Below are 19,381 nucleotides of genomic sequence, written 5' to 3' on the forward strand. Positions count from 1 at the left end.
ATTAAAAATACGTAAGGTGGAGGGAGTTTTTTGACGCGGCCTGCCCCGAGCTGGCTGAGTAAGTGTGAATTTAACGCAGCTGATGTTGCAAGTGAGAGATCAATGTCGAATAAACCGTTCCATTATCAAGATCCGTTCCCGCTGAAGAAAGACGATACCGAATACTATCTGTTGAGCCGCGATCACGTTTCGGTGAGCGAGTTTGAAGGCCAGGAAGTCCTGAAAGTAGCCCCCGAAGCATTAACCCTCCTTGCCCAACACGCGTTCCATGACGCCTCATTCATGCTGCGCCCAGCGCACCAGCAGCAGGTGGCCGATATCCTCAAGGATCCGGACGCCAGCGAAAACGACAAGTACGTTGCGCTGCAATTTCTGCGTAACTCAGAAATCGCCGCCAAGGGTATTTTACCGACCTGCCAGGACACCGGGACTGCAATTATCGTCGGCAAAAAGGGCCAGCGCGTCTGGACCGGCGGCGGTGACGAAGCGGCATTATCACGTGGGGTGTACAACACCTTTATCGAAGACAACCTGCGTTATTCGCAAAACGCTGCGCTGGATATGTACAACGAGGTCAACACTGGCAGCAACCTGCCAGCACAGATCGATCTCTACAGCGTAGACGGTGAAGAATACAAATTCCTGTGTATCGCCAAGGGCGGTGGTTCAGCCAACAAAACCTATCTTTACCAAGAGACTAAGGCGCTGCTGTCACCGGGCAAGCTGAAAGACTATCTGGTCGAGAAAATGCGTACGTTGGGTACCGCGGCTTGTCCGCCGTATCACGTCGCATTTGTTATCGGTGGGACGTCTGCCGAAGCAACGCTGAAAACCGTGAAGCTGGCCTCCACTAAGTATTACGATGGCCTGCCGACCGAAGGTAACGAACATGGTCAGGCGTTCCGCGATGTGGTGCTGGAAGAGGAATTGCTGAAAGAGGCGCAGAACCTCGGATTGGGTGCACAGTTTGGCGGCAAATACTTTGCGCACGACATCCGCGTGGTGCGTCTGCCGCGTCATGGCGCATCCTGCCCGGTAGGCATGGGGGTTTCCTGTTCCGCTGACCGTAATATCAAAGGCAAAATCAACCGCGATGGCATCTGGCTGGAAAAACTGGAGCATAACCCGGGCAAGTTTATTCCGCAGGAGCTGCGTCAGGCCGGGGAAGGTGAGGCGATTAAAATTGATCTTAACCGCCCAATGGCCGAGATCCTAAAACAGCTGTCGCAATACCCGGTATCCACCCGTCTGTCGTTGAGCGGCACTATTATCGTGGGCCGTGATATCGCACACGCCAAATTGAAAGAGCGCCTGGACAAGGGTGAAGGTTTGCCGCAGTACGTGAAGGACCACCCGATTTACTACGCTGGCCCAGCCAAAACGCCGGACGGTTACGCATCGGGTTCGCTGGGGCCGACAACGGCTGGGCGTATGGACTCTTATGTTGATCTACTGCAATCCCACGGTGGCAGTATGATTATGCTGGCGAAAGGTAACCGCAGCCAACAGGTGACCGACGCTTGTAACAAGCACGGTGGCTTCTATCTTGGCAGTATCGGTGGCCCCGCGGCGGTATTGGCGCAGCAGAGCATCAAGAGTCTGACCTGTGTCGAATACCCGGAATTGGGGATGGAAGCGATCTGGAAAATCGAAGTGGAAGATTTCCCGGCGTTTATTCTGGTCGATGATAAAGGCAATGACTTCTTCCAGAAGATCCAGGCCGGTCAGTGTGCACGCTGCGTGAAATAACCTCTGTAAATACTTATCGCCCGGCGGCGGGCGGTAAGTAATCTGCGAGTGAGGTTCCTGTGTAAAGTCCTGTAGCCCGCTGGACGCAACCTTTTAACCTGTATACCCTAACGCGCTAAGCAGTAACACACGCATAAAGGCATATTTGGAATAGAAGGTTCGGCAAACACATGGAAACGCAGGAAAATCATATCAGGGAGTTGCTGGTCTGGATTGAAGACAACCTGACTAACCCACTGTCACTGGATATCGTTTCTGCCAAATCAGGCTACTCGAAATGGTATCTGCAGCGAATGTTCAAAACGCAGACCAATCTGTCGCTGGCTTCCTATATTCGCGCCCGTCGTTTGTATCTTGCTGCCTTCGCCTTACGTTTTACGCGCAAGAGCATTCTTGATATTTCTATTGAATATCAATTTGATAACCAACAGACTTTTTCTCGTTGCTTCAAGAAGCACTTTGCCGAATCTCCCAGTGTTTACCGCCATGCCCGCAAGCAGGACTTCAGCCATCTGGTGCGTTCATTGTCTGTCAGCCAGCCTGGCGACATCAAAGTTGACTGCATCAAGGTCGCCAAAGGCCAGTATGCAATCCGAGGCAAAAGCTACGCTTACCATCTGGACATTGCCGATCTTGATAAATCGCATCTGCATATCCGCAGTAAAATCAGAGAGAGATTTTATGCATCGGTGGCTAGCCGGCCAGTGTTGACCTATGCACTTACCGAGTTTATTCCGGATGGGGAGCAGGTCAGGGTTGAGTATGTTCTCGGTGTTGCAGCGGATTACCCGGTCAGTGACGATGCGGGCCTCGAGCCGCTGCCAGAAATCTACGGCGATTATTGCCGATTTTGCTACTCCGGCAAGCCTGTCGCTTTGCACGACCACGTGGTGCAGATTTACACCCAGGCATTACCGGAGCTTGGCCTGGCCCGTCGCGAAGGGCCAGACATGACGATGTTCAACTATTCACTGAATGAGCGGGAGGAGCTGCATCTTGAGCTCCAGCATCTGGTACCAGTGACACCTCTTGGTTGAGTGAGCGTACGTCAGGAGTACGGTTTTTCTGTTGCACAATATCCGCCATTACCGCCAGCGCAATTTCCGCCGGGGTCTTACTGCCCAGCGGCAAACCGATTGGAGCATGAATACGCTCCAACTCTTGTGGGCTGAATTCGGCAATTTGCTGCAGACGCTGGCGGCGTCGCGCGCTGTTGCGCAATGACCCCATAGCGCCAATGTAAAAGGCCGGGGTATGAATCGCCTCCATCAGTGTCAGATCATCCATGCGCGGATCGTGCGTTAACGCCACAATCGCGGTATTGGCATGGCAGCCGCCATCTTCAATAAATTTAGCCGGGAACTGGCGCAACAAGGTAACGTTGGGTCTGAGTTGTGGGGCGAAATTATCCAGCGCTTCTGGGCGGTTCTCACAGACCAGCACTTCAAAACCCAATGAACTGGCGAAGTCGGCGCAGTATAGCGCTACGCTGGATAGCCCGGCGATCAGCAAACGCGGCGCTGCGGCGATATGCAGAGTGATTTGCGGGCCACGACGTTCGACTTGGGTGGTGCTGGCAAAATCGGTCAGTGTCAGGCTGCTGCAAGCATCGGGTAAGGTCAGTCGTTTTATCAGCGCGTGATGACCATTGAGGGCGCCAGCGATGGTGGTCAGATAGCCAATACTCTCGTCACCGGTCGGTAAATACTCAATTAACACTTCCAACACGCCGCCACAGGGCAACGCAACATTCGGTTCCATTCCGCCTTCACCGTAGCGGATCACCTGGCTGGCAGCCTGATACTCTCCGGCCGCCACGCGCCGCAGAAAATCCTCTTCTACACAGCCGCCTGACAGCGAACCGCAATAATGCCCATCTTGGGTCGCCGCCAGTAATGCTCCTGGCGAACGTGGCGAAGAGCCATAAGTGCTCAGTACGGTGCACAGCCACACCGGTTGCTGTTTCAGCCAGTTTATCGCCTGGCTGACCACGGTGATATCGAGATGTTGCATAGTTGATTTACTCGCTGACCGGTAGCTGTGACGGAAGATCAATATCCTGCACGACAGTGGGCTGTTCAAAAGGGAGCAGATACACCGGCTGCCCTTTAAGTAGCTCTCGCGCTCCATTATCACCACGCAATTGGCCCAGTTGTTTGCGCAATAGAGCGGAAAAACCGACCGGGTGGCCCGGCTGTTGCTGGAAACTAGGGCGAACAATCGCGTGTTGCTGCAAAGCGATGGCCACCTGTTGGAAAACGGCGGGCGTGACGAAAGGCATATCCGCCAAATGTATCAACCAGCCCTGCCAGTGCGGCGTCGCGTTAACCCCCGCAGCGATGGAATCGCCAAGGCCGGGGCTGGCGAGCAGCGTTGTCGCAACTTGATAAGTGGCGCAAATCTGTTGCACTTCCAGATTATCCGGTCGCGTGACCACCCATACCGGCAGGCCAGAAGACAGGGCCTGACGCAGTGTCTGCTCAAATAGCGGGCGTTGTTGACCCGCATCATCCACAAACGCAGCATTTAATTTATTGCCTTTGCCACCGGCCTGGGAGAAGCGTTCCCCACGTCCGGCGGCAGCGATCAGTATGCCTGCTGTCATCTTCCACGCTCGAATTTGCGCAACTTTTTATTACCTTACTAAAAATATATGTTTTTGAGATGTGTTTTTGTTGAAAACAACATGTTAATCATCACATAATTTTGGTTATAAGCATATGCTTATGACGTCTACGGCAAGGTCGTCAGCGTTTGCGCAACAACACCGCTGAACACAAAAATACAATAAAAATGCAAAGGACTTTTTTATGAGCAATTTCAACCCGTCGCGGCGTCGCTTTATCAAAAGCGCCGTGATAGCGGGGGTATCCGTATACCTCGCGCCATTGTACAGCCGCGCTTATGCCGCGCTGTTTGAGCAAAAAATCCTCCAGTCCCCGAACTGGGATGCTCATGAAAAGCGTATACGCTTCCGTATTGATGGTCGCGCGAAAGTGATGGGGCAAAAAGTGTTTGCTCGTGACATCCGTGCGGTCGATATGCCGCACTGGCCACAGCAACAGGCACATGCCTTCGTTCTACGCGTCACCAAGGCCGACCGGCTGTTTGAAGGGATCGATCTCTCATTATTGGGGGACGATCTGCAACCCGACAGACTGGTAACGGCGGAGGATCTGGCACGTGACGGCTTGGCGTTCCCTGCGTTCTACGGCGATGACATGTTGTTGCCAGTTGGCAAAACCCCAGCCTACCTCGGCCAAGCCGTGGCAATCCTGATTTATCACGATTTTGCGCGTTTCCGCTTCGCCAAAGACAAGCTGAAATTCCGTGAGGAAACCCTTAAATACGGTGCGGAAACCGGCCCGCTGCAACGTGATCCTTGGGGGACCTTCCGCTATGTGCGCGTAGGGGGAGATAAGCCGTTTGACGACGATCGCTTCTCCAGCCTGAAAGACACGCCGATTTTCCCTGTCTCGATGAAGAAACACCTGCCGGTTTGGCCGGAAGGTCGCGAAGGTGGCAAGTTGGATCAGGAAGGCATGTATTACGCCGGGATGATCGCCAATGAACTGCAAACGCCACCTGAAGACTGGCTGGTGATGTCGCGCCGCTATACGACACAGTCAGTGGATACTTCCGCGCTGGAGCCGGACAACGCGAACGGTTGGTTCGATGCAGCGACGCAGACTCTGCATCTGGTGATACCGACCCAATCACCGCAGGAAGTGGCCGATGAAATGCCACGTATGTTGGCTAAGCATAATCCGCCGGTGAAACAACTGATTTTGCACCCGTGCTACACCGTCGGTTACGGTTCGAAAGATCACTATAACTTCCCGTACTACGGCGCGGTGGCGGCAATGTACGGTGATGGGCGTCCTGTACGCCTGGCCAATGACCGTTTTGAACAGTTCCAGACCGCGCTAAAGCGCCATGCCTTCGACATGAATTACCGTATTGCGGTGAACAGGCAGACCGGTGTACTGCAATCATTCCACGGCGAGATGACGGCAGACGGCGGTGGTCGCAGCAACTTTACGCCGTCGGTGGTGATGGTGGCGGCAACCGCCGCACAGTCGATTTACTACTTCCCGAAAAGCGATTTGTCGGCGGTGGGGCTGGCCTCACGCGCGATAGATGCGGGTTCGGCGCGTGGTTACGGCACGCTGCAAAGTATGGCTGCCACCGAGATGATGGTGGATGAACTGGCTGCCGAACTGAAGATCGATCCGATTGAGTTCCGTTTGCGCAATGTATTGAAATCCGGCATGAAAAATACCCAGGGTGCGATTCCGGCGGGTGCCATCCGTGCTGATGAAGTGCTGGAGAAGGCCGCGAAGCATGAGATATGGCTGCAACGTGCCCAGCGTAAGGCGGAATTTGAAAGCCGGCACCCAGGTAAACGTTATGGCGTTGGCTTCGGTTGCGTGCAAAAAGACTTCGGTACCGGCGCCGAGACTTCGTTCGCCCGTGTTGAATTGGCGGAAGATGGGCGCATCATGCTGCATCACAGCGGTGCGGAGATGGGGACCGGGATGTCGACCTCGCAGTCGGTGCTGTGTGCTCAGTGGCTGGGTAAACCGGCAGATGAGGCTCACTTCTCTGTGACCGATTGGTCAGTGCTGCCAATGGTCACCAGCGGCGATCCTTATATCATGTCGCAGGCCGAACAGGACAAGTTGCAAGCCAACCCAGCCTGGACACCAAGCTATTGCTCGCCGTCCAGCGCCAGTAACTCGGCATTTTACTTCTCTCACAGCACACGCGAAGCGGCGCGGTTGATATTCGACCATGGCCTGTGGCCGGCGGCGATGGCCATTTGGCAATCCGGTATCGGTGGTGGTCAGGCCGCACCACTGGTAGTCCGTCGAGAAGACGCTCGTTGGGTGGAAGGTGGTCTGACCGCCGCCGGTTTGGAAGTCCTGAGCCTAGAGCGTTTGGCGAAAAAAGCCTACCAGATGGGGGGCATCACCGGTGCAGCGGTACATGTGTTTAACCGCTGGCAGTGGGCGGAAGCGGACTTCACCCTGAGTGGTAATAGTGAACGTCTACCCATTGACGGGCTGGCGGTACGCAATGCCAACGGTGAATTTAAGACGCTGCCACGTAATCAGGCCTATTACCCACCGACCCAGCGCAATAACGCTGCGGTTACTTATTACAGTGCTGTTGGAACATTGGCAGAGGTGGCGGTGGATATCGCAACCGGTCAGGTGGAGCTACTGAACCACCATTCCATCATGGAGTGCGGCAACCTGATTGTGCCGGAATTGGTTTCCGGCCAATTGCAGGGCGGGCTGGCGATGGGGATTGGCCATGCGCTGCACGAATATTTACCACTGTACGAGGACGGGCCAGGTAACGGTACCTGGAACTTTAACCGTTATCACCTGCCGCGTGCCAGCGATGTGGCGGTCTGGAAACAGACCGATGACATCCTGCCCGCGCTGTCGGAAACCGATCCGCCAAAAGGGATGGCTGAAGTTGTGATGATCCCAGTGGTTGCTGCGCTGGTGAACGCCATCGCCGACGCTACCGGCCATCGTTTCCGTGATTTGCCCGTTCGTGCAGAAAATATTCGTGAGGTATTACAATGAGCATTAAAACCCAGCCGATTTCCCTGACCATCAATGAAAAGCAGTACGGCCCGATCGACGTGCCGGAAGGGCTGATGATGATTGATTTCCTGCATGAATATCTTGACCTGACCGGTTCGCGTCTTGGCTGCGGGCAGGGGATCTGCCACGCCTGCGTGGCGATTGTCGATCACCCGAGCGGCACGAGTGAGGAAGTGCGTACCTGTATCACCGGCGCGCATTTCTTCAGCGGCAAGAAAGTGCGCACCGTCGAAGGTCACGCCAAGGTGGATGAACAAGGTGAGGTTGTTGAGCTTTCGCCGATCCAGCAGGCTTTCCTGGAGCATTACAGCTTCCAGTGTGGCTACTGCACGCCGGGCTTTGTCAACGCTGCCACCATTTTCGTGGAAAAGCTTAAACGTGAACCGATTGCCCGCGATCAACTGGAAAGCGCCATTGAACAGGCGCTGGACAGTCATATCTGCCGCTGCACCGGCTATGTGCGTTACTACGAAGCGGTACGCGACGTGGTGCTGAAAACCCCTGGCCTGGTGAAGGAGACGGCGCAATGAAAAAACGTCTCGCACTGCTGTTCCTGCTGGTGGTGATTATCGTCATCGCCGTGCTGTGGTGGCGTGAAAATCGCCATTACGACGGCCCGGTACAGAAGGTAACCGCCAGCACCGAACAGATCACCCGTGGCCGCTATCTGGCTCAGGCCGCCGACTGTGCTGCCTGTCATACCGCCAGTGGTGGCGCGCCAATGGCAGGGGGGTATCCGCTGGATACGCCGTTCGGCACGATCTATGGCAGTAACCTGACGCCTTCGGCCGATCAAGGTATTGGCCGCTGGACCAAAGACGACTTCTTCCTGGCGGTGACCCAGGGCGTGGCACCGGGCGGTCGTCATCTGTATCCGGCGATGCCTTATACCTCGTATAAAGGGATGTCACGCCAAGATGCCGATGACATCTATGCCTACCTGATGACTCGCCCTGCGGTGGATGTCGCCATTCCAGAAAACGCTATGCCATTCCCGTTCAACCAACGCATGGCGCTGATTGGCTGGAATTTGTTGTTCCGCAGTCAGGATCCGCTGCCGGCCAGCTCGCAGGGGGCTTCAGCCCAGTGGCAACGCGGCCGTTATCTGGCGGATACGCTGGGCCACTGTGGGGAATGCCACACGCCACGCGGTATGCTGGGTCAAATGGATCTTAGTAAACCTATGCAGGGCGGTGATCTTGGGCGCTTTATGGCACCGAATATCACTCCGCACGGGTTGGCACAGCGCGGCTGGACACCGGACGACCTGAGTCGTTTCCTCTCGACCGGCCTTGCACCGCAGGGTTCCGCCTTCAGCGAGATGCATATGGTGGTGGATCTTAGTACCCGTCACCTGACGCCGGAAGACCATCAAGCGCTGGCGACCTATCTGATGGGAGAACAGCCGCCGGCTGCTGTGCCGGTAAAAATTGGCGAGGGTAGTGACGCTGGGCGTATCAGCTATCTTGACCAGTGTTCGGGCTGTCATGCGCGTGAAGGCGAGGGTAAACCGCACGTGGCGGTGGCTATGCGTGATAACGCCACGCTGCGTCAACCGGATGCTAAAAACCTGATCGTCTCAGTGCTGGATGGTTTACCGGCACAGCAATTCCCTAACGGAGAAAGCATGCAGAGTATGCCTGCTTTTGGTGACCGGCTGGATGATGCGCAGGTGGCGGAATTGGTGAACTACCTGCGTGTGACTTGGGGCGGGTTGCCGGCGGATGTGACTGCCGAGCAGGTGAAAGCATTACGTCATAAATAGGCGGAGTTAAGCTAAAAAAATGGCCCGCAGACGATCAATCTGCGGGCCATTTTGTTTTGGGGAAGCTTATCCGCGGTTGGTTGCGCTTACTGCGCGCTGGCTACGCTGCTTGACGGCATAACCGATAGCCAATACCGCCACCCAGACTGGGATCAGCAACACTGAGATTTGAATCCCCGGCGTCAGGTACATGATCACCAGAATGCCAGCCATAAACACTAGGCACAGGTAGTTGCTGAACGGATACCAGAAGGCTTTGAACTTCGGCTCAACGCCTTCGCGGTTCTTGGCTGCGCGGAACTTCAGATGCGCCAGGCTGATCATTGCCCAGTTAATCACCAGTGCCGATACCACCAGTGCCATCAGCAGTTCGAAGGCGCGGCCAGGGATCAGGTAGTTAATCAGCACGCAGAATGCGGTGGCCGTTGCGGAGACGGCAATCGCAATGACTGGCACGCCGCGGCCATCAACTTTCAGCAAACTTTTCGGCCCATTACCCTGTTTAGCCAAGCCGTACAACATACGGCTGTTACAGTAAACACAGCTGTTGTACACCGATAGCGCAGCAGTCAACACCACGACGTTCAGCACCGTTGCCACCAGATTGCTGTTCAATGCATGGAAGATCAGCACGAACGGGCTGCCGCCTTCTACCACTTTGCCCCACGGATACAGTGACAGCAGAATTGCCAGTGAACCGATATAGAACAGCAGAATACGGTAGATAACCTGGTTGGTCGCTTTAGGAATGCTTTTCTGCGGGTTGTCTGCTTCTGCTGCGGTGATGCCTACCAGTTCCAGGCCACCGAACGAGAACATGATCACTGCCATTGCCATCACCAGCCCCATGATGCCGTTCGGGAAGAACCCGCCTTGTGCCCACAGATTGGTAACGGTGGCTTCTGGGCCTCCCATGCCGCTAAACAGCAAATAGGCACCGAACACGATCATGCCGATAATTGCCACGACTTTGATAATGGCGAACCAGAACTCCATTTCGCCATACACCTTCACATTGGCCAGGTTGATGGCGTTAATGGCCAGGAAGAACACAGCCGCCGATACCCAGGTAGGGATCTCGGGCCACCAGTACTGCACATAGATACCGACTGCGGTCAGTTCCGCCATGGCAACCAATACGTACAGCACCCAATAGTTCCAGCCGGAAGCGAAGCCAGCGAAGTTGCCCCAGTATTTATAGGCGAAGTGGCTAAAGGAGCCGGCAACCGGTTCTTCCACCACCATTTCACCCAGTTGGCGCATGATCAGAAATGCGATAAAGCCGCCAATGGCATAGCCGAGAATAACCGACGGGCCAGCCATCTTTATTGTTTGCGCGATACCGAGAAATAGCCCGGTACCAATAGCGCCCCCTAGAGCAATAAGCTGAATGTGGCGATTTTTTAGGCCGCGTTTCAGCTGGTCGCCATGCTGTTGACCATCCATTAATGAAACCCTCTGTCGTTGCAGAATTACTCACATGCTGTAAAGCAGTGGTTACGATGTGTGTTTTGTTTTATTTACGGCGTTATATCTATTAATTCCACGGAGCCGCTACCGTTTGGCAAAGAATAATGTTATGCGCTTCAGTTTGCACCTGCTTTGTGTTGTGAGTGATTAAGATTTCAGCAGTTTAGGAAACAAAATGCGGGTTGTGTGACGGCAGGGGGGATTCAATGCATGAAATAAGCAATAACTCACATAATGCGCAAAAATAATTTAGAGAGGGTGGGTTATCGGTGGCGAAGTATTAACCGTTTAAACGCACCTTTTGCGATGCAAATAGGTATTCGTTAAAGCTTAATAAACATGCAGTAAAATCCTGACTTTAATGCCTCAGTCTGCTGGCTGGAAGGTTTCGCAAAAGTTAAATCAAGAACCTACCGCGTAAATGGTATTACCAAGCGTGCGTTAGCGGTTTGCAGCAGGTCTGGAATTGAGGTGTTAAAATGTGCGGGTAACCTGATTTCGATCAAGGCCCATATGGACAGGAGGTGAATACTTTGTTACTTTACCGTCACGTTTTTGAAATTGGTATTACCAATTGACTCCGCGCCATTCGCAGAGAAGAATTCACCCATGGCCTACAGCAAAATCCGCCAACCCAAGTTGTCAGATGTTATCGAGCAACAGCTCGAACACCTGATCCTCGAGGGAACACTGCGCCCAGGCGAGAAACTGCCACCGGAGCGCGAACTGGCGAAACAATTTGATGTTTCCCGTCCTTCTCTGAGAGAGGCCATCCAGCGCCTGGAAGCTAAAGGGCTGCTCCTGCGCCGTCAGGGCGGTGGCACCTTTGTACAAACTAATCTGTGGCAGAGCTTTAGCGATCCGCTGGCTGAACTGCTGGCCGACCATCCTGAATCACAATTCGATCTGTTAGAAACCCGTCATGCCCTCGAAGGCATTGCTGCCTATTATGCGGCGCTGCGTGGTACTGACGAAGATCTGGCACGCATCCGCGATTGCCACATTGTGATTCAGCAGGCCCAGGACAGCGGCGATCTCGACGCCGAAGCCGACGCGGTCATGCAATACCAAATCGCCGTGACCGAAGCTGCCCACAACGTTGTGTTACTGCACCTGCTGCGCTGTATGGGGCCGATGCTGGAACAGAACGTGCGTCAGAACTTTGAATTGCTCTACTCGCGCCGTGAGATGTTGGCAAAAGTGAGCAGCCACCGCGCCGGAATTTTTGAGGCGATTGTGGCACGCGAGCCAGAAAAAGCTCGTGAAGCCTCGCACCGCCATTTGGCGTTTATCGAGGAAATCTTGCTGGATCTCAGTCGGGAGCATACCCGACGCGAGAGATCGCTGCGGCGTCTCCAGCAACGCAAGGATTAAGAGCGGTTCTCTTCAGGGCACACCAGCCTGCAGGGTTTACGTTCGAAGTGCTTAATTAAGCATTTAAGTAAGCGGCAACTAAACTGATGGGCCTGTCTTCGTGTGTTTTGCCTCAGAACACAGGAAGACAGGCTCCAAAACAAACCATTAGACAGATAAGGAATACCACCATGTCAGAACGTTTAAACAATGACGTGGATCCGATCGAAACCCGCGACTGGCTGCAGGCGATCGAATCGGTCATCCGTGAAGAGGGTGTTGAGCGAGCTCAGTTTCTGATTGATCAGGTTCTGGGTGAAGCCCGTAAAGGCGGTGTTAGTGTTGCAGCCGGTGCTGCAGCTCACAACTACGTCAACACCATCGCGGTGGAAGACGAGCCTGCTTACCCAGGTAACTTGGATCTTGAACGTCGTATCCGCAGCGCTATTCGCTGGAACGCGGTAATGACAGTTCTTCGTGCTTCCAAAAAAGATCTGGACCTGGGCGGCCACATGGCTTCCTTCCAGTCTTCTGCGACCTTCTATGAAGTCTGCTTCAACCACTTCTTCCGTGCACGCAACGAGCAAGATGGCGGCGATCTGGTTTATTTCCAGGGCCACATCTCTCCAGGCGTTTACGCACGTGCCTTCCTTGAAGGCCGCTTGACCGAAGACCAAATGAATAACTTCCGTCAGGAAGTTCACGGTAAAGGCTTGTCCTCTTACCCGCATCCTAAACTGATGCCTGAATTCTGGCAGTTCCCGACCGTATCTATGGGTCTGGGTCCAATCAGCGCCATCTATCAAGCGAAGTTCCTGAAATATCTGGAACACCGTGGCCTGAAGAATACCTCTGCTCAAACCGTTTACGCCTTCCTGGGCGATGGCGAGATGGACGAGCCAGAATCCAAGGGCGCGATCACTATCGCTACCCGTGAGAAGCTGGATAACCTGGTCTTCGTCATCAACTGTAACTTGCAGCGTCTGGATGGCCCGGTCACCGGTAACGGCAAGATCATCAATGAACTGGAAGGCATCTTCGCTGGCGCTGGCTGGCAGGTACTGAAAGTCATTTGGGGTGGTCGTTGGGACGAGCTGCTGCGTAAAGATACCAGCGGCAAGCTGATCCAACTGATGAACGAAACCCTGGACGGCGACTACCAGACCTTCAAATCCAAAGACGGCGCTTATGTACGTGAGCACTTCTTCGGCCGCTTCCCAGAAACCGCTGCGCTGGTCAAAGACATGACCGACGACGAGATCTGGGCGCTGAACCGTGGTGGTCACGATCCGAAGAAAGTCTTTGCTGCACTGAAAAAAGCGCAGGACACCCAAGGCAAACCAACCGTTATTCTGGCCCATACCATCAAAGGTTACGGCATGGGTGAAACCGCGGAAGGTAAAAACATTGCTCACCAGGTGAAGAAAATGAACATGGAAGGGGTTCACCACTTCCGCGATCGTTTCAATGTGCCAGTTGCCGATGCAGACATCGAAAAACTGCCATACATCACCTTCGAGAAAGAGTCTGAAGAGTACAAATACCTGCACGAACGCCGTCAGGCACTGAAAGGTTATGTACCGACTCGTCTGCCAGCGTTTACCCAGAAACTGGAAATGCCGGCACTGGAAGACTTCAGCTCACTGCTGGAAGAGCAGAACAAAGAAATCTCTACCACCATCGCCTTCGTGCGTGCCCTGAACGTGATGTTGAAGAACAAGTCGATCAAAGATCGCCTGGTTCCAATCATCGCCGACGAAGCGCGTACCTTTGGTATGGAAGGTCTGTTCCGTCAGATCGGTATCTACAGCCCGAACGGTCAGCAGTACACTCCACAGGACCGTGAGCAGGTTGCTTACTACAAAGAAGACGAGAAAGGCCAAATCCTGCAGGAAGGCATCAACGAACTGGGCGCAGCATCTTCATGGCTGGCCGCAGCGACTTCCTACAGCACCAACGATCTGCCAATGATTCCGTTCTACATCTACTATTCGATGTTCGGTTTCCAGCGCATCGGTGACCTGTGCTGGGCAGCAGGCGACCAACAGGCGCGCGGCTTCTTGATCGGCGGTACTTCCGGTCGTACCACCCTGAACGGTGAAGGTCTGCAGCACGAAGACGGCCACAGCCATATCCAGTCTCTGACTATCCCTAACTGTATCTCTTACGATCCAGCTTACGCATACGAAGTGGCAGTGATCATGCACGACGGTCTGGTCCGCATGTACGGTGACGCGCAAGAAAACGTCTACTACTACATCACCACACTGAACGAAAACTACCACATGCCGGCAATGCCACAGGGTGCAGAAGAAGGTATCCGTAAAGGTATCTACAAGCTGGACACTCTGGCAGGCAGCAAAGGTAAGGTTCAGTTGCTGGGTTCAGGTTCTATCCTGCGTCACGTACGTGATGCGGCGAAGATCCTGGCTGACGACTACGGTGTGGGCTCTGACATCTACAGCGTGACTTCCTTCACTGAACTGGCGCGTGATGGCCAGGATTGTGAGCGTTGGAACATGCTGCACCCAACCGAAACCCCACGTGTACCGTACATTGCTCAGGTGATGAACGATGCGCCGGCGGTTGCGTCTACCGACTACATGAAGCTGTTCGCAGAACAGGTTCGTACTTACGTTCCAGCCAGCGACTATCGCGTACTGGGTACTGACGGCTTCGGTCGTTCAGACAGCCGCGAAAACCTGCGCCACCACTTTGAAGTTGATGCTTCTTACGTTGTGGTTGCTGCACTGGGTGAACTGGCTAAACGCGGTGAAATCGAAGCTTCTGTGGTAGCTGATGCGATTAAGAAATTCGACATCAACCCAGAAAAAGTTAACCCGCGTCTGGCATAAGAGGTACTGAAGAATGTCTATCGAAATTAAAGTACCGGACATCGGTGCAGACGAAGTGGAAATCACCGAAATTCTGGTGAAAGTGGGCGATAAAGTTGAAGCAGAACAATCGCTGATCACTGTTGAAGGTGATAAAGCTTCCATGGAAGTCCCATCCCCGCAGGCGGGTGTGGTTAAAGAGATCAAGGTTTCCGTCGGTGATAAAACCGAAACCGGCAAACTGCTGATGATCTTTGAAGCAGAAGGGGCAGCGGCTGCTGCGCCAGCTGCCAAAGCTGAAGAGAAACCGGCCGCAGCACCTGCTGCACCGGCTGCCGCTGCTGCCAAAGATGTTGCGGTACCGGACATCGGTGCTGACGAAGTTGAAGTGACCGAGATCCTGGTGAAAGTGGGCGACAAGGTGGAAGCCGAGCAGTCCCTGATCACCGTTGAAGGCGACAAGGCTTCGATGGAAGTCCCGGCACCGTTCGCAGGTACCGTGAAAGAGATCAAGATCGGCACTGGCGACAAAGTCACCACCGGTTCTCTGATCATGGTATTCGAAGTGGCTGGCGCAGCATCTGCTGCGGCTCCAGCAGCGGCACAAGCGCCGGCAGCCCCTGCGGCACCGGCTGCATCTGCGGCTAAAGACGTTGCAGTACCGGACATCGGTGGCGACGAAGTAGAAGTGACCGAAGTGATGGTGAAAGTGGGCGACAAAGTTGCCGCTGAACAGTCACTGATCACTGTTGAAGGTGACAAGGCTTCTATGGAAGTGCCGGCACCGTTCGCAGGTACCGTGAAAGAAATCAAGATCAGCGCCGGCGACAAAGTGAAAACCGGTTCCCTGATCATGGTATTCGAAGTTGAAGGCGCTGCGCCTGCTGCTGCTCCTGCCCAGAAAGCAGAAGCTGCACCGGCTCCGGCTGCAAGTTCTGCACCAGCTCCACAGGCTGCACCGGCTGCGAAAGGCGAGTTCGCTGAGAACGATGCTTATGTGCACGCTACTCCGGTCATCCGTCGTCTGGCGCGTGAATTTGGCGTGAACCTGGCGAAAGTGAAAGGCACCGGTCGTAAAGGCCGTATCCTGCGCGAAGACGTTCAGACTTACGTGAAAGACGCCGTTAAACGTGCAGAAGCGGCACCAACTGCTGCTGCCGGTGGCGGTCTGCCAGGTATGCTGCCATGGCCGAAAGTGGACTTCAGCAAGTTCGGTGAGATCGAAGAAGTTGAACTGGGTCGCATCCAGAAAATCTCTGGTGCTAACCTGAGCCGTAACTGGGTGATGATCCCGCACGTAACGCACTTCGACAAAACTGATATCACCGATCTGGAAGCTTTCCGTAAGCAACAGAACGAAGAAGCTGCCAAACGTAAGCTGGATGTGAAATTCACCCCTGTGGTGTTCATCATGAAAGCTGTTGCAGCTGCTCTGGAGCAGATGCCGCGCTTCAACAGTTCTCTGTCCGAAGATGGTCAGAAACTGACGTTGAAAAAATACATCAACGTAGGTGTTGCGGTTGATACGCCAAACGGTCTGGTTGTGCCGGTATTCAAAGATGTGAACAAGAAGAGCATCACTGAACTGTCCCGCGAACTGATGGCTATCTCCAAAAAAGCACGTGACGGTAAACTGACCGCAGGCGAAATGCAGGGTGGGTGTTTCACCATTTCTAGCCTGGGCGGTATCGGGACGACTCACTTTGCACCTATCGTGAATGCACCAGAAGTCGCTATCTTGGGCGTATCCAAGTCTGCGATGGAACCGGTCTGGAACGGTAAAGAGTTCGTACCGCGTCTGATGATGCCAATGTCGCTCTCCTTCGACCACCGTGTTATTGACGGTGCCGATGGTGCGCGCTTTATTACCATCATCAACAACATGCTGGCTGATATCCGCCGTATGGTGATGTAATAAAAAAGGGCGCAGCATGCTGCGCCCTTACTACTTCAGTAGCAGTTTTGTCGGTTTTTGCACGACTCGACAAAATTGTTGAGACACGGGTCACTCGAACACGCTTTGCAGATTATTAACAATTCTGTAAACTGCTCGCGGTGTAAGCGTCCCGGTGGATGAAGGGCGTTATGAGATCGATTAATAATATGCCCAATGGATTTCACGTGACGGCTAGGCGGCAAATTCACGAGTTCTCAGGAACTTACTCAGGTAAGTGACTGGGGTGAGAGAACGAAGCCAACAACGCTGTAACTTGAAATACGCAGGGGATAAAATGACGTCTGACCCGCCGGACAATCAATTAAGAGGTCATGATGAGTACTGAAATTAAAACTCAGGTCGTGGTACTTGGGGCGGGCCCGGCAGGCTACTCTGCTGCCTTTCGTTGCGCTGACTTAGGTCTTGAAACCGTTCTGGTTGAACGTTATTCCACTCTGGGCGGTGTTTGCCTGAACGTGGGATGTATCCCTTCCAAAGCACTGTTGCACGTTGCCAAAGTGATCGAAGAAGCCAAAGCGTTGGCTGAACACGGCATCGTTTTCGGCGAGCCGAAAACTGACATCGACAAAGTGCGTGTCTGGAAAGAAAAAGTCATCAATCAGCTGACTGGCGGTCTGGCTGGTATGGCTAAAGGCCGTAAAGTGAAAGTGGTTAACGGCCTGGGCAAGTTCACCGGCGCTAACACCCTGGTTGTTGAAGGCGAAAATGGCCCAACGACCATCAACTTCGACAATGCCATCATTGCCGCAGGTTCTCGTCCGATCCAACTGCCATTCATTCCTCATGAAGATCCACGCGTGTGGGACTCTACCGATGCACTGGAACTGAAAACTGTCCCAGAGCGTCTGCTGGTCATGGGCGGCGGTATCATCGGCCTGGAAATGGGCACCGTATACCATGCGCTGGGTTCACAGATCGACGTAGTCGAAATGTTTGACCAGGTGATCCCGGCTGCTGACAAAGACGTGGTGAAAGTCTTCACAAAACGTATCAGCAAGCAGTTCAACCTGATGCTGGAAACCAAAGTGACTGCGGTAGAAGCCAAAGAAGACGGCATCTATGTCACTATGGAAGGTAAGAAAGCACCTGCAGAGCCACAGCGTTACGACGCGGTGTTGGTTGCTATCGGTCGTGTACCGAATGGCAAGCTGCTGGAAGCAGGTAAAGCTGGTGTTGAAGTTGACGAACGTGGCTTCATCAACGTCGACAAACAACTGCGCACCAACGTGCCACACATCTTCGCTATCGGCGACATCGTCGGTCAACCGATGCTGGCGCACAAAGGCGTGCATGAAGGCCACGTTGCTGCTGAAGTTATCGCTGGCATGAAGCACTACTTCGACCCGAAAGTGATCCCATCAATCGCTTACACCGAGCCGGAAGTTGCATGGGTGGGTCTGACCGAGAAAGAAGCGAAAGAGAAAGGCATCAGCTACGAAACGTCCACCTTCCCGTGGGCTGCTTCTGGCCGTGCTATCGCTTCCGATTGTGCAGACGGCATGACCAAACTGATCTTCGACAAAGAAACTCACCGTATCATCGGTGGCGCGATTGTCGGCACCAACGGCGGCGAGCTGCTGGGTGAGATCGGTCTGGCTATCGAGATGGGTTGTGACGCAGAAGACATCGCGTTGACTATCCATGCTCACCCAACCCTGCACGAATCTGTAGGCTTGGCGGCTGAGATCTACGAAGGCAGCATCACCGACTTGCCTAACCCGAAAGCCAAGAAGAAGTAATTCTGCTGGTTTGAACGGTTGATAAGCGGCTCCTGAAAAGGGGCCGTTTTTTTATGGGCGGAATGCAGTAAAAGGCCGCTCAGTGAGCGGCCAGTAGCTTACTTGTTCTGGAATATCACATTCAGCGTCAGGTTGTTGCCGTTAACCGACCAACCCCCTTTACTCACGCCAAACGCCGATCCCAGTACAATGAGCAGGATAAACATAGAACTCCCTTTCATTGCGCGATCCCTGTGGAACCACTACCACCGCGACTTCACCGGAAAAATCCCGGTGGAACAAGCGCTCGGTAGCGCCTGTATCGCAGTAGTTGCAGCACTGTTCTCAAGCCCGATGACCGGCTGCTAAACCGGCAGAACAGACCCATCGAGAGAGTACCTAAAAATAGCTGTGATAACATTGTTTAGTTGATTTTTTGAACGATGTTACGCACAATGCTTTGGCTCGGTAGCGCTTGTATCGTTCTTTAACGATGTAAGAAACCCGTGAGGTGCCTGCTAACACCGAACGGAACAAAAGAACCGCCTTTACGGCGGTTTTTTTGTGTCTCCGACTCTCAACTTTTGATCTTCAAATTCAATAACCATTGTAAATATGTGGCTATTGTGTTGTGCTCGTTAGGCTAAATCGTCGTGCTCACCGCCCCCCGGCTAGCCTGTGCCGTAGCCGATTACACTGCGCTCAACGATTCAGCAAAGATTTAATGTTGCTTTTATGTGAACGAATTAACAACCAATTCAAATCCTGATATGCTGGCTGGGCGGAACCGGGCACTGTAACTTACAGTCCAGGACATCGACAGCAGTGCCCCGTCAGGATCAATGGCATCACACCGTGCGCTAAACCCGGTTTGAAAATATACCCTGTGGCTTGAAGACTACGGGTACAAAACG

The 19,381-nt window shown here is 53.7% G+C and carries 13 protein-coding genes; 9 read left to right on the forward strand and 4 right to left on the reverse strand.

Annotated features, from left to right (window positions below):
• The first annotated feature begins 102 nt into the window (after positions 1-102).
• On the forward strand, positions 103-1,749 hold the full coding sequence (gene fumA / locus SGR01S_RS15640) for a class I fumarate hydratase FumA (RefSeq protein ID WP_061807922.1): 1,647 nt from the start codon (positions 103-105) through the stop codon (positions 1,747-1,749).
• A gap of 170 nt (positions 1,750-1,919) precedes the next feature.
• Positions 1,920-2,786 (forward strand): helix-turn-helix domain-containing protein, encoded by an 867-nt coding sequence (locus SGR01S_RS15645; RefSeq protein ID WP_061807923.1) that lies wholly within the window; start codon positions 1,920-1,922, stop codon positions 2,784-2,786.
• Here the strand turns inward: SGR01S_RS15645 and SGR01S_RS15650 are convergent.
• Complete coding sequence (locus SGR01S_RS15650; protein ID WP_061807924.1) at positions 2,710-3,762, reverse strand: XdhC family protein; 1,053 nt, start codon at positions 3,760-3,762, stop codon at positions 2,710-2,712. The two genes, SGR01S_RS15645 and SGR01S_RS15650, sit on opposite strands and share 77 nt — an antisense overlap.
• A 7-nt stretch (positions 3,763-3,769) precedes the next feature.
• Complete coding sequence (locus SGR01S_RS15655; RefSeq protein ID WP_037416776.1) at positions 3,770-4,354, reverse strand: nucleotidyltransferase family protein; 585 nt, start codon at positions 4,352-4,354, stop codon at positions 3,770-3,772.
• Between the two features lie 205 nt (positions 4,355-4,559).
• Between SGR01S_RS15655 and SGR01S_RS15660 the strand changes: the two genes are divergently transcribed.
• From SGR01S_RS15660 to SGR01S_RS15670, 3 genes are read left to right on the forward strand one after another with little or no spacing between them, the layout of a single operon-like run.
• Positions 4,560-7,349: a xanthine dehydrogenase family protein molybdopterin-binding subunit gene (locus SGR01S_RS15660; protein WP_061807925.1), complete on the forward strand. Its 2,790-nt coding sequence runs from the start codon at positions 4,560-4,562 to the stop codon at positions 7,347-7,349.
• A complete protein-coding gene (locus tag SGR01S_RS15665; protein ID WP_037416779.1) occupies positions 7,346-7,900 on the forward strand; it encodes a (2Fe-2S)-binding protein in 555 nt (184 codons plus the stop codon). The genes SGR01S_RS15660 and SGR01S_RS15665 overlap by 4 nt, the downstream gene beginning before the upstream one ends.
• Complete coding sequence (locus SGR01S_RS15670; RefSeq protein WP_061807926.1) at positions 7,897-9,135, forward strand: cytochrome c; 1,239 nt, start codon at positions 7,897-7,899, stop codon at positions 9,133-9,135. The genes SGR01S_RS15665 and SGR01S_RS15670 overlap by 4 nt, the downstream gene beginning before the upstream one ends.
• Before the next feature lie 66 nt (positions 9,136-9,201).
• Here SGR01S_RS15670 and SGR01S_RS15675 read toward each other — a convergent pair whose 3' ends face one another.
• Positions 9,202-10,581, reverse strand: a complete 1,380-nt coding sequence (locus SGR01S_RS15675; protein WP_037416785.1) for an amino acid permease — start codon at positions 10,579-10,581, stop codon at positions 9,202-9,204.
• 633 nt (positions 10,582-11,214) lie between these two features.
• Here SGR01S_RS15675 and pdhR point away from each other — a divergent pair.
• From pdhR to lpdA, 4 genes are all read left to right on the forward strand, one after another.
• Positions 11,215-11,979, forward strand: a complete 765-nt coding sequence (pdhR, locus tag SGR01S_RS15680) for a pyruvate dehydrogenase complex transcriptional repressor PdhR (RefSeq protein WP_037416788.1) — start codon at positions 11,215-11,217, stop codon at positions 11,977-11,979.
• 170 nt (positions 11,980-12,149) lie between these two features.
• A complete protein-coding gene (gene aceE, locus SGR01S_RS15685; RefSeq protein WP_061807927.1) occupies positions 12,150-14,813 on the forward strand; it encodes a pyruvate dehydrogenase (acetyl-transferring), homodimeric type in 2,664 nt (887 codons plus the stop codon).
• A gap of 13 nt (positions 14,814-14,826) precedes the next feature.
• Entirely contained in the window at positions 14,827-16,707 is a 1,881-nt protein-coding gene (gene aceF / locus SGR01S_RS15690; protein ID WP_037416792.1) for a pyruvate dehydrogenase complex dihydrolipoyllysine-residue acetyltransferase, read from the forward strand.
• A 356-nt stretch (positions 16,708-17,063) separates the two neighbouring features.
• On the forward strand, positions 17,064-18,488 hold the full coding sequence (lpdA, locus tag SGR01S_RS15695) for a dihydrolipoyl dehydrogenase (RefSeq protein WP_012146711.1): 1,425 nt from the start codon (positions 17,064-17,066) through the stop codon (positions 18,486-18,488).
• Positions 18,489-18,586: 98 nt separating this feature from the next.
• Here the strand turns inward: lpdA and SGR01S_RS24560 are convergent, their stop codons facing one another.
• A complete protein-coding gene (locus tag SGR01S_RS24560) occupies positions 18,587-18,709 on the reverse strand; it encodes a hypothetical protein (protein ID WP_255212238.1) in 123 nt (40 codons plus the stop codon).
• Positions 18,710-19,381: the final 672 nt, after the last annotated feature.

The sequence above is a fragment of the Serratia grimesii NBRC 13537 genome (assembly GCF_001590905.1).
Taxonomy (GTDB): Bacteria; Pseudomonadota; Gammaproteobacteria; order Enterobacterales; family Enterobacteriaceae; genus Serratia; species Serratia grimesii.

Excerpts from the sequence above, each read along its gene's own strand:
- fumA (WP_061807922.1), top strand. The coding sequence starts at position 103 with ATGTCGAATAAACCGTTCCATTATCAAGATCCGTTCCCGCTGAAGAAA.
- SGR01S_RS15645 (WP_061807923.1), top strand. The coding sequence starts at position 1,920 with ATGGAAACGCAGGAAAATCATATCAGGGAGTTGCTGGTCTGGATTGAA.
- SGR01S_RS15650 (WP_061807924.1), bottom strand. The coding sequence starts at position 3,762 with ATGCAACATCTCGATATCACCGTGGTCAGCCAGGCGATAAACTGGCTG.
- SGR01S_RS15655 (WP_037416776.1), bottom strand. The coding sequence starts at position 4,354 with ATGACAGCAGGCATACTGATCGCTGCCGCCGGACGTGGGGAACGCTTC.
- SGR01S_RS15660 (WP_061807925.1), top strand. The coding sequence starts at position 4,560 with ATGAGCAATTTCAACCCGTCGCGGCGTCGCTTTATCAAAAGCGCCGTG.
- SGR01S_RS15665 (WP_037416779.1), top strand. The coding sequence starts at position 7,346 with ATGAGCATTAAAACCCAGCCGATTTCCCTGACCATCAATGAAAAGCAG.
- SGR01S_RS15670 (WP_061807926.1), top strand. The coding sequence starts at position 7,897 with ATGAAAAAACGTCTCGCACTGCTGTTCCTGCTGGTGGTGATTATCGTC.
- SGR01S_RS15675 (WP_037416785.1), bottom strand. The coding sequence starts at position 10,581 with ATGGATGGTCAACAGCATGGCGACCAGCTGAAACGCGGCCTAAAAAAT.
- pdhR (WP_037416788.1), top strand. The coding sequence starts at position 11,215 with ATGGCCTACAGCAAAATCCGCCAACCCAAGTTGTCAGATGTTATCGAG.
- aceE (WP_061807927.1), top strand. The coding sequence starts at position 12,150 with ATGTCAGAACGTTTAAACAATGACGTGGATCCGATCGAAACCCGCGAC.
- aceF (WP_037416792.1), top strand. The coding sequence starts at position 14,827 with ATGTCTATCGAAATTAAAGTACCGGACATCGGTGCAGACGAAGTGGAA.
- lpdA (WP_012146711.1), top strand. The coding sequence starts at position 17,064 with ATGAGTACTGAAATTAAAACTCAGGTCGTGGTACTTGGGGCGGGCCCG.
- SGR01S_RS24560 (WP_255212238.1), bottom strand. The coding sequence starts at position 18,709 with ATGAAAGGGAGTTCTATGTTTATCCTGCTCATTGTACTGGGATCGGCG.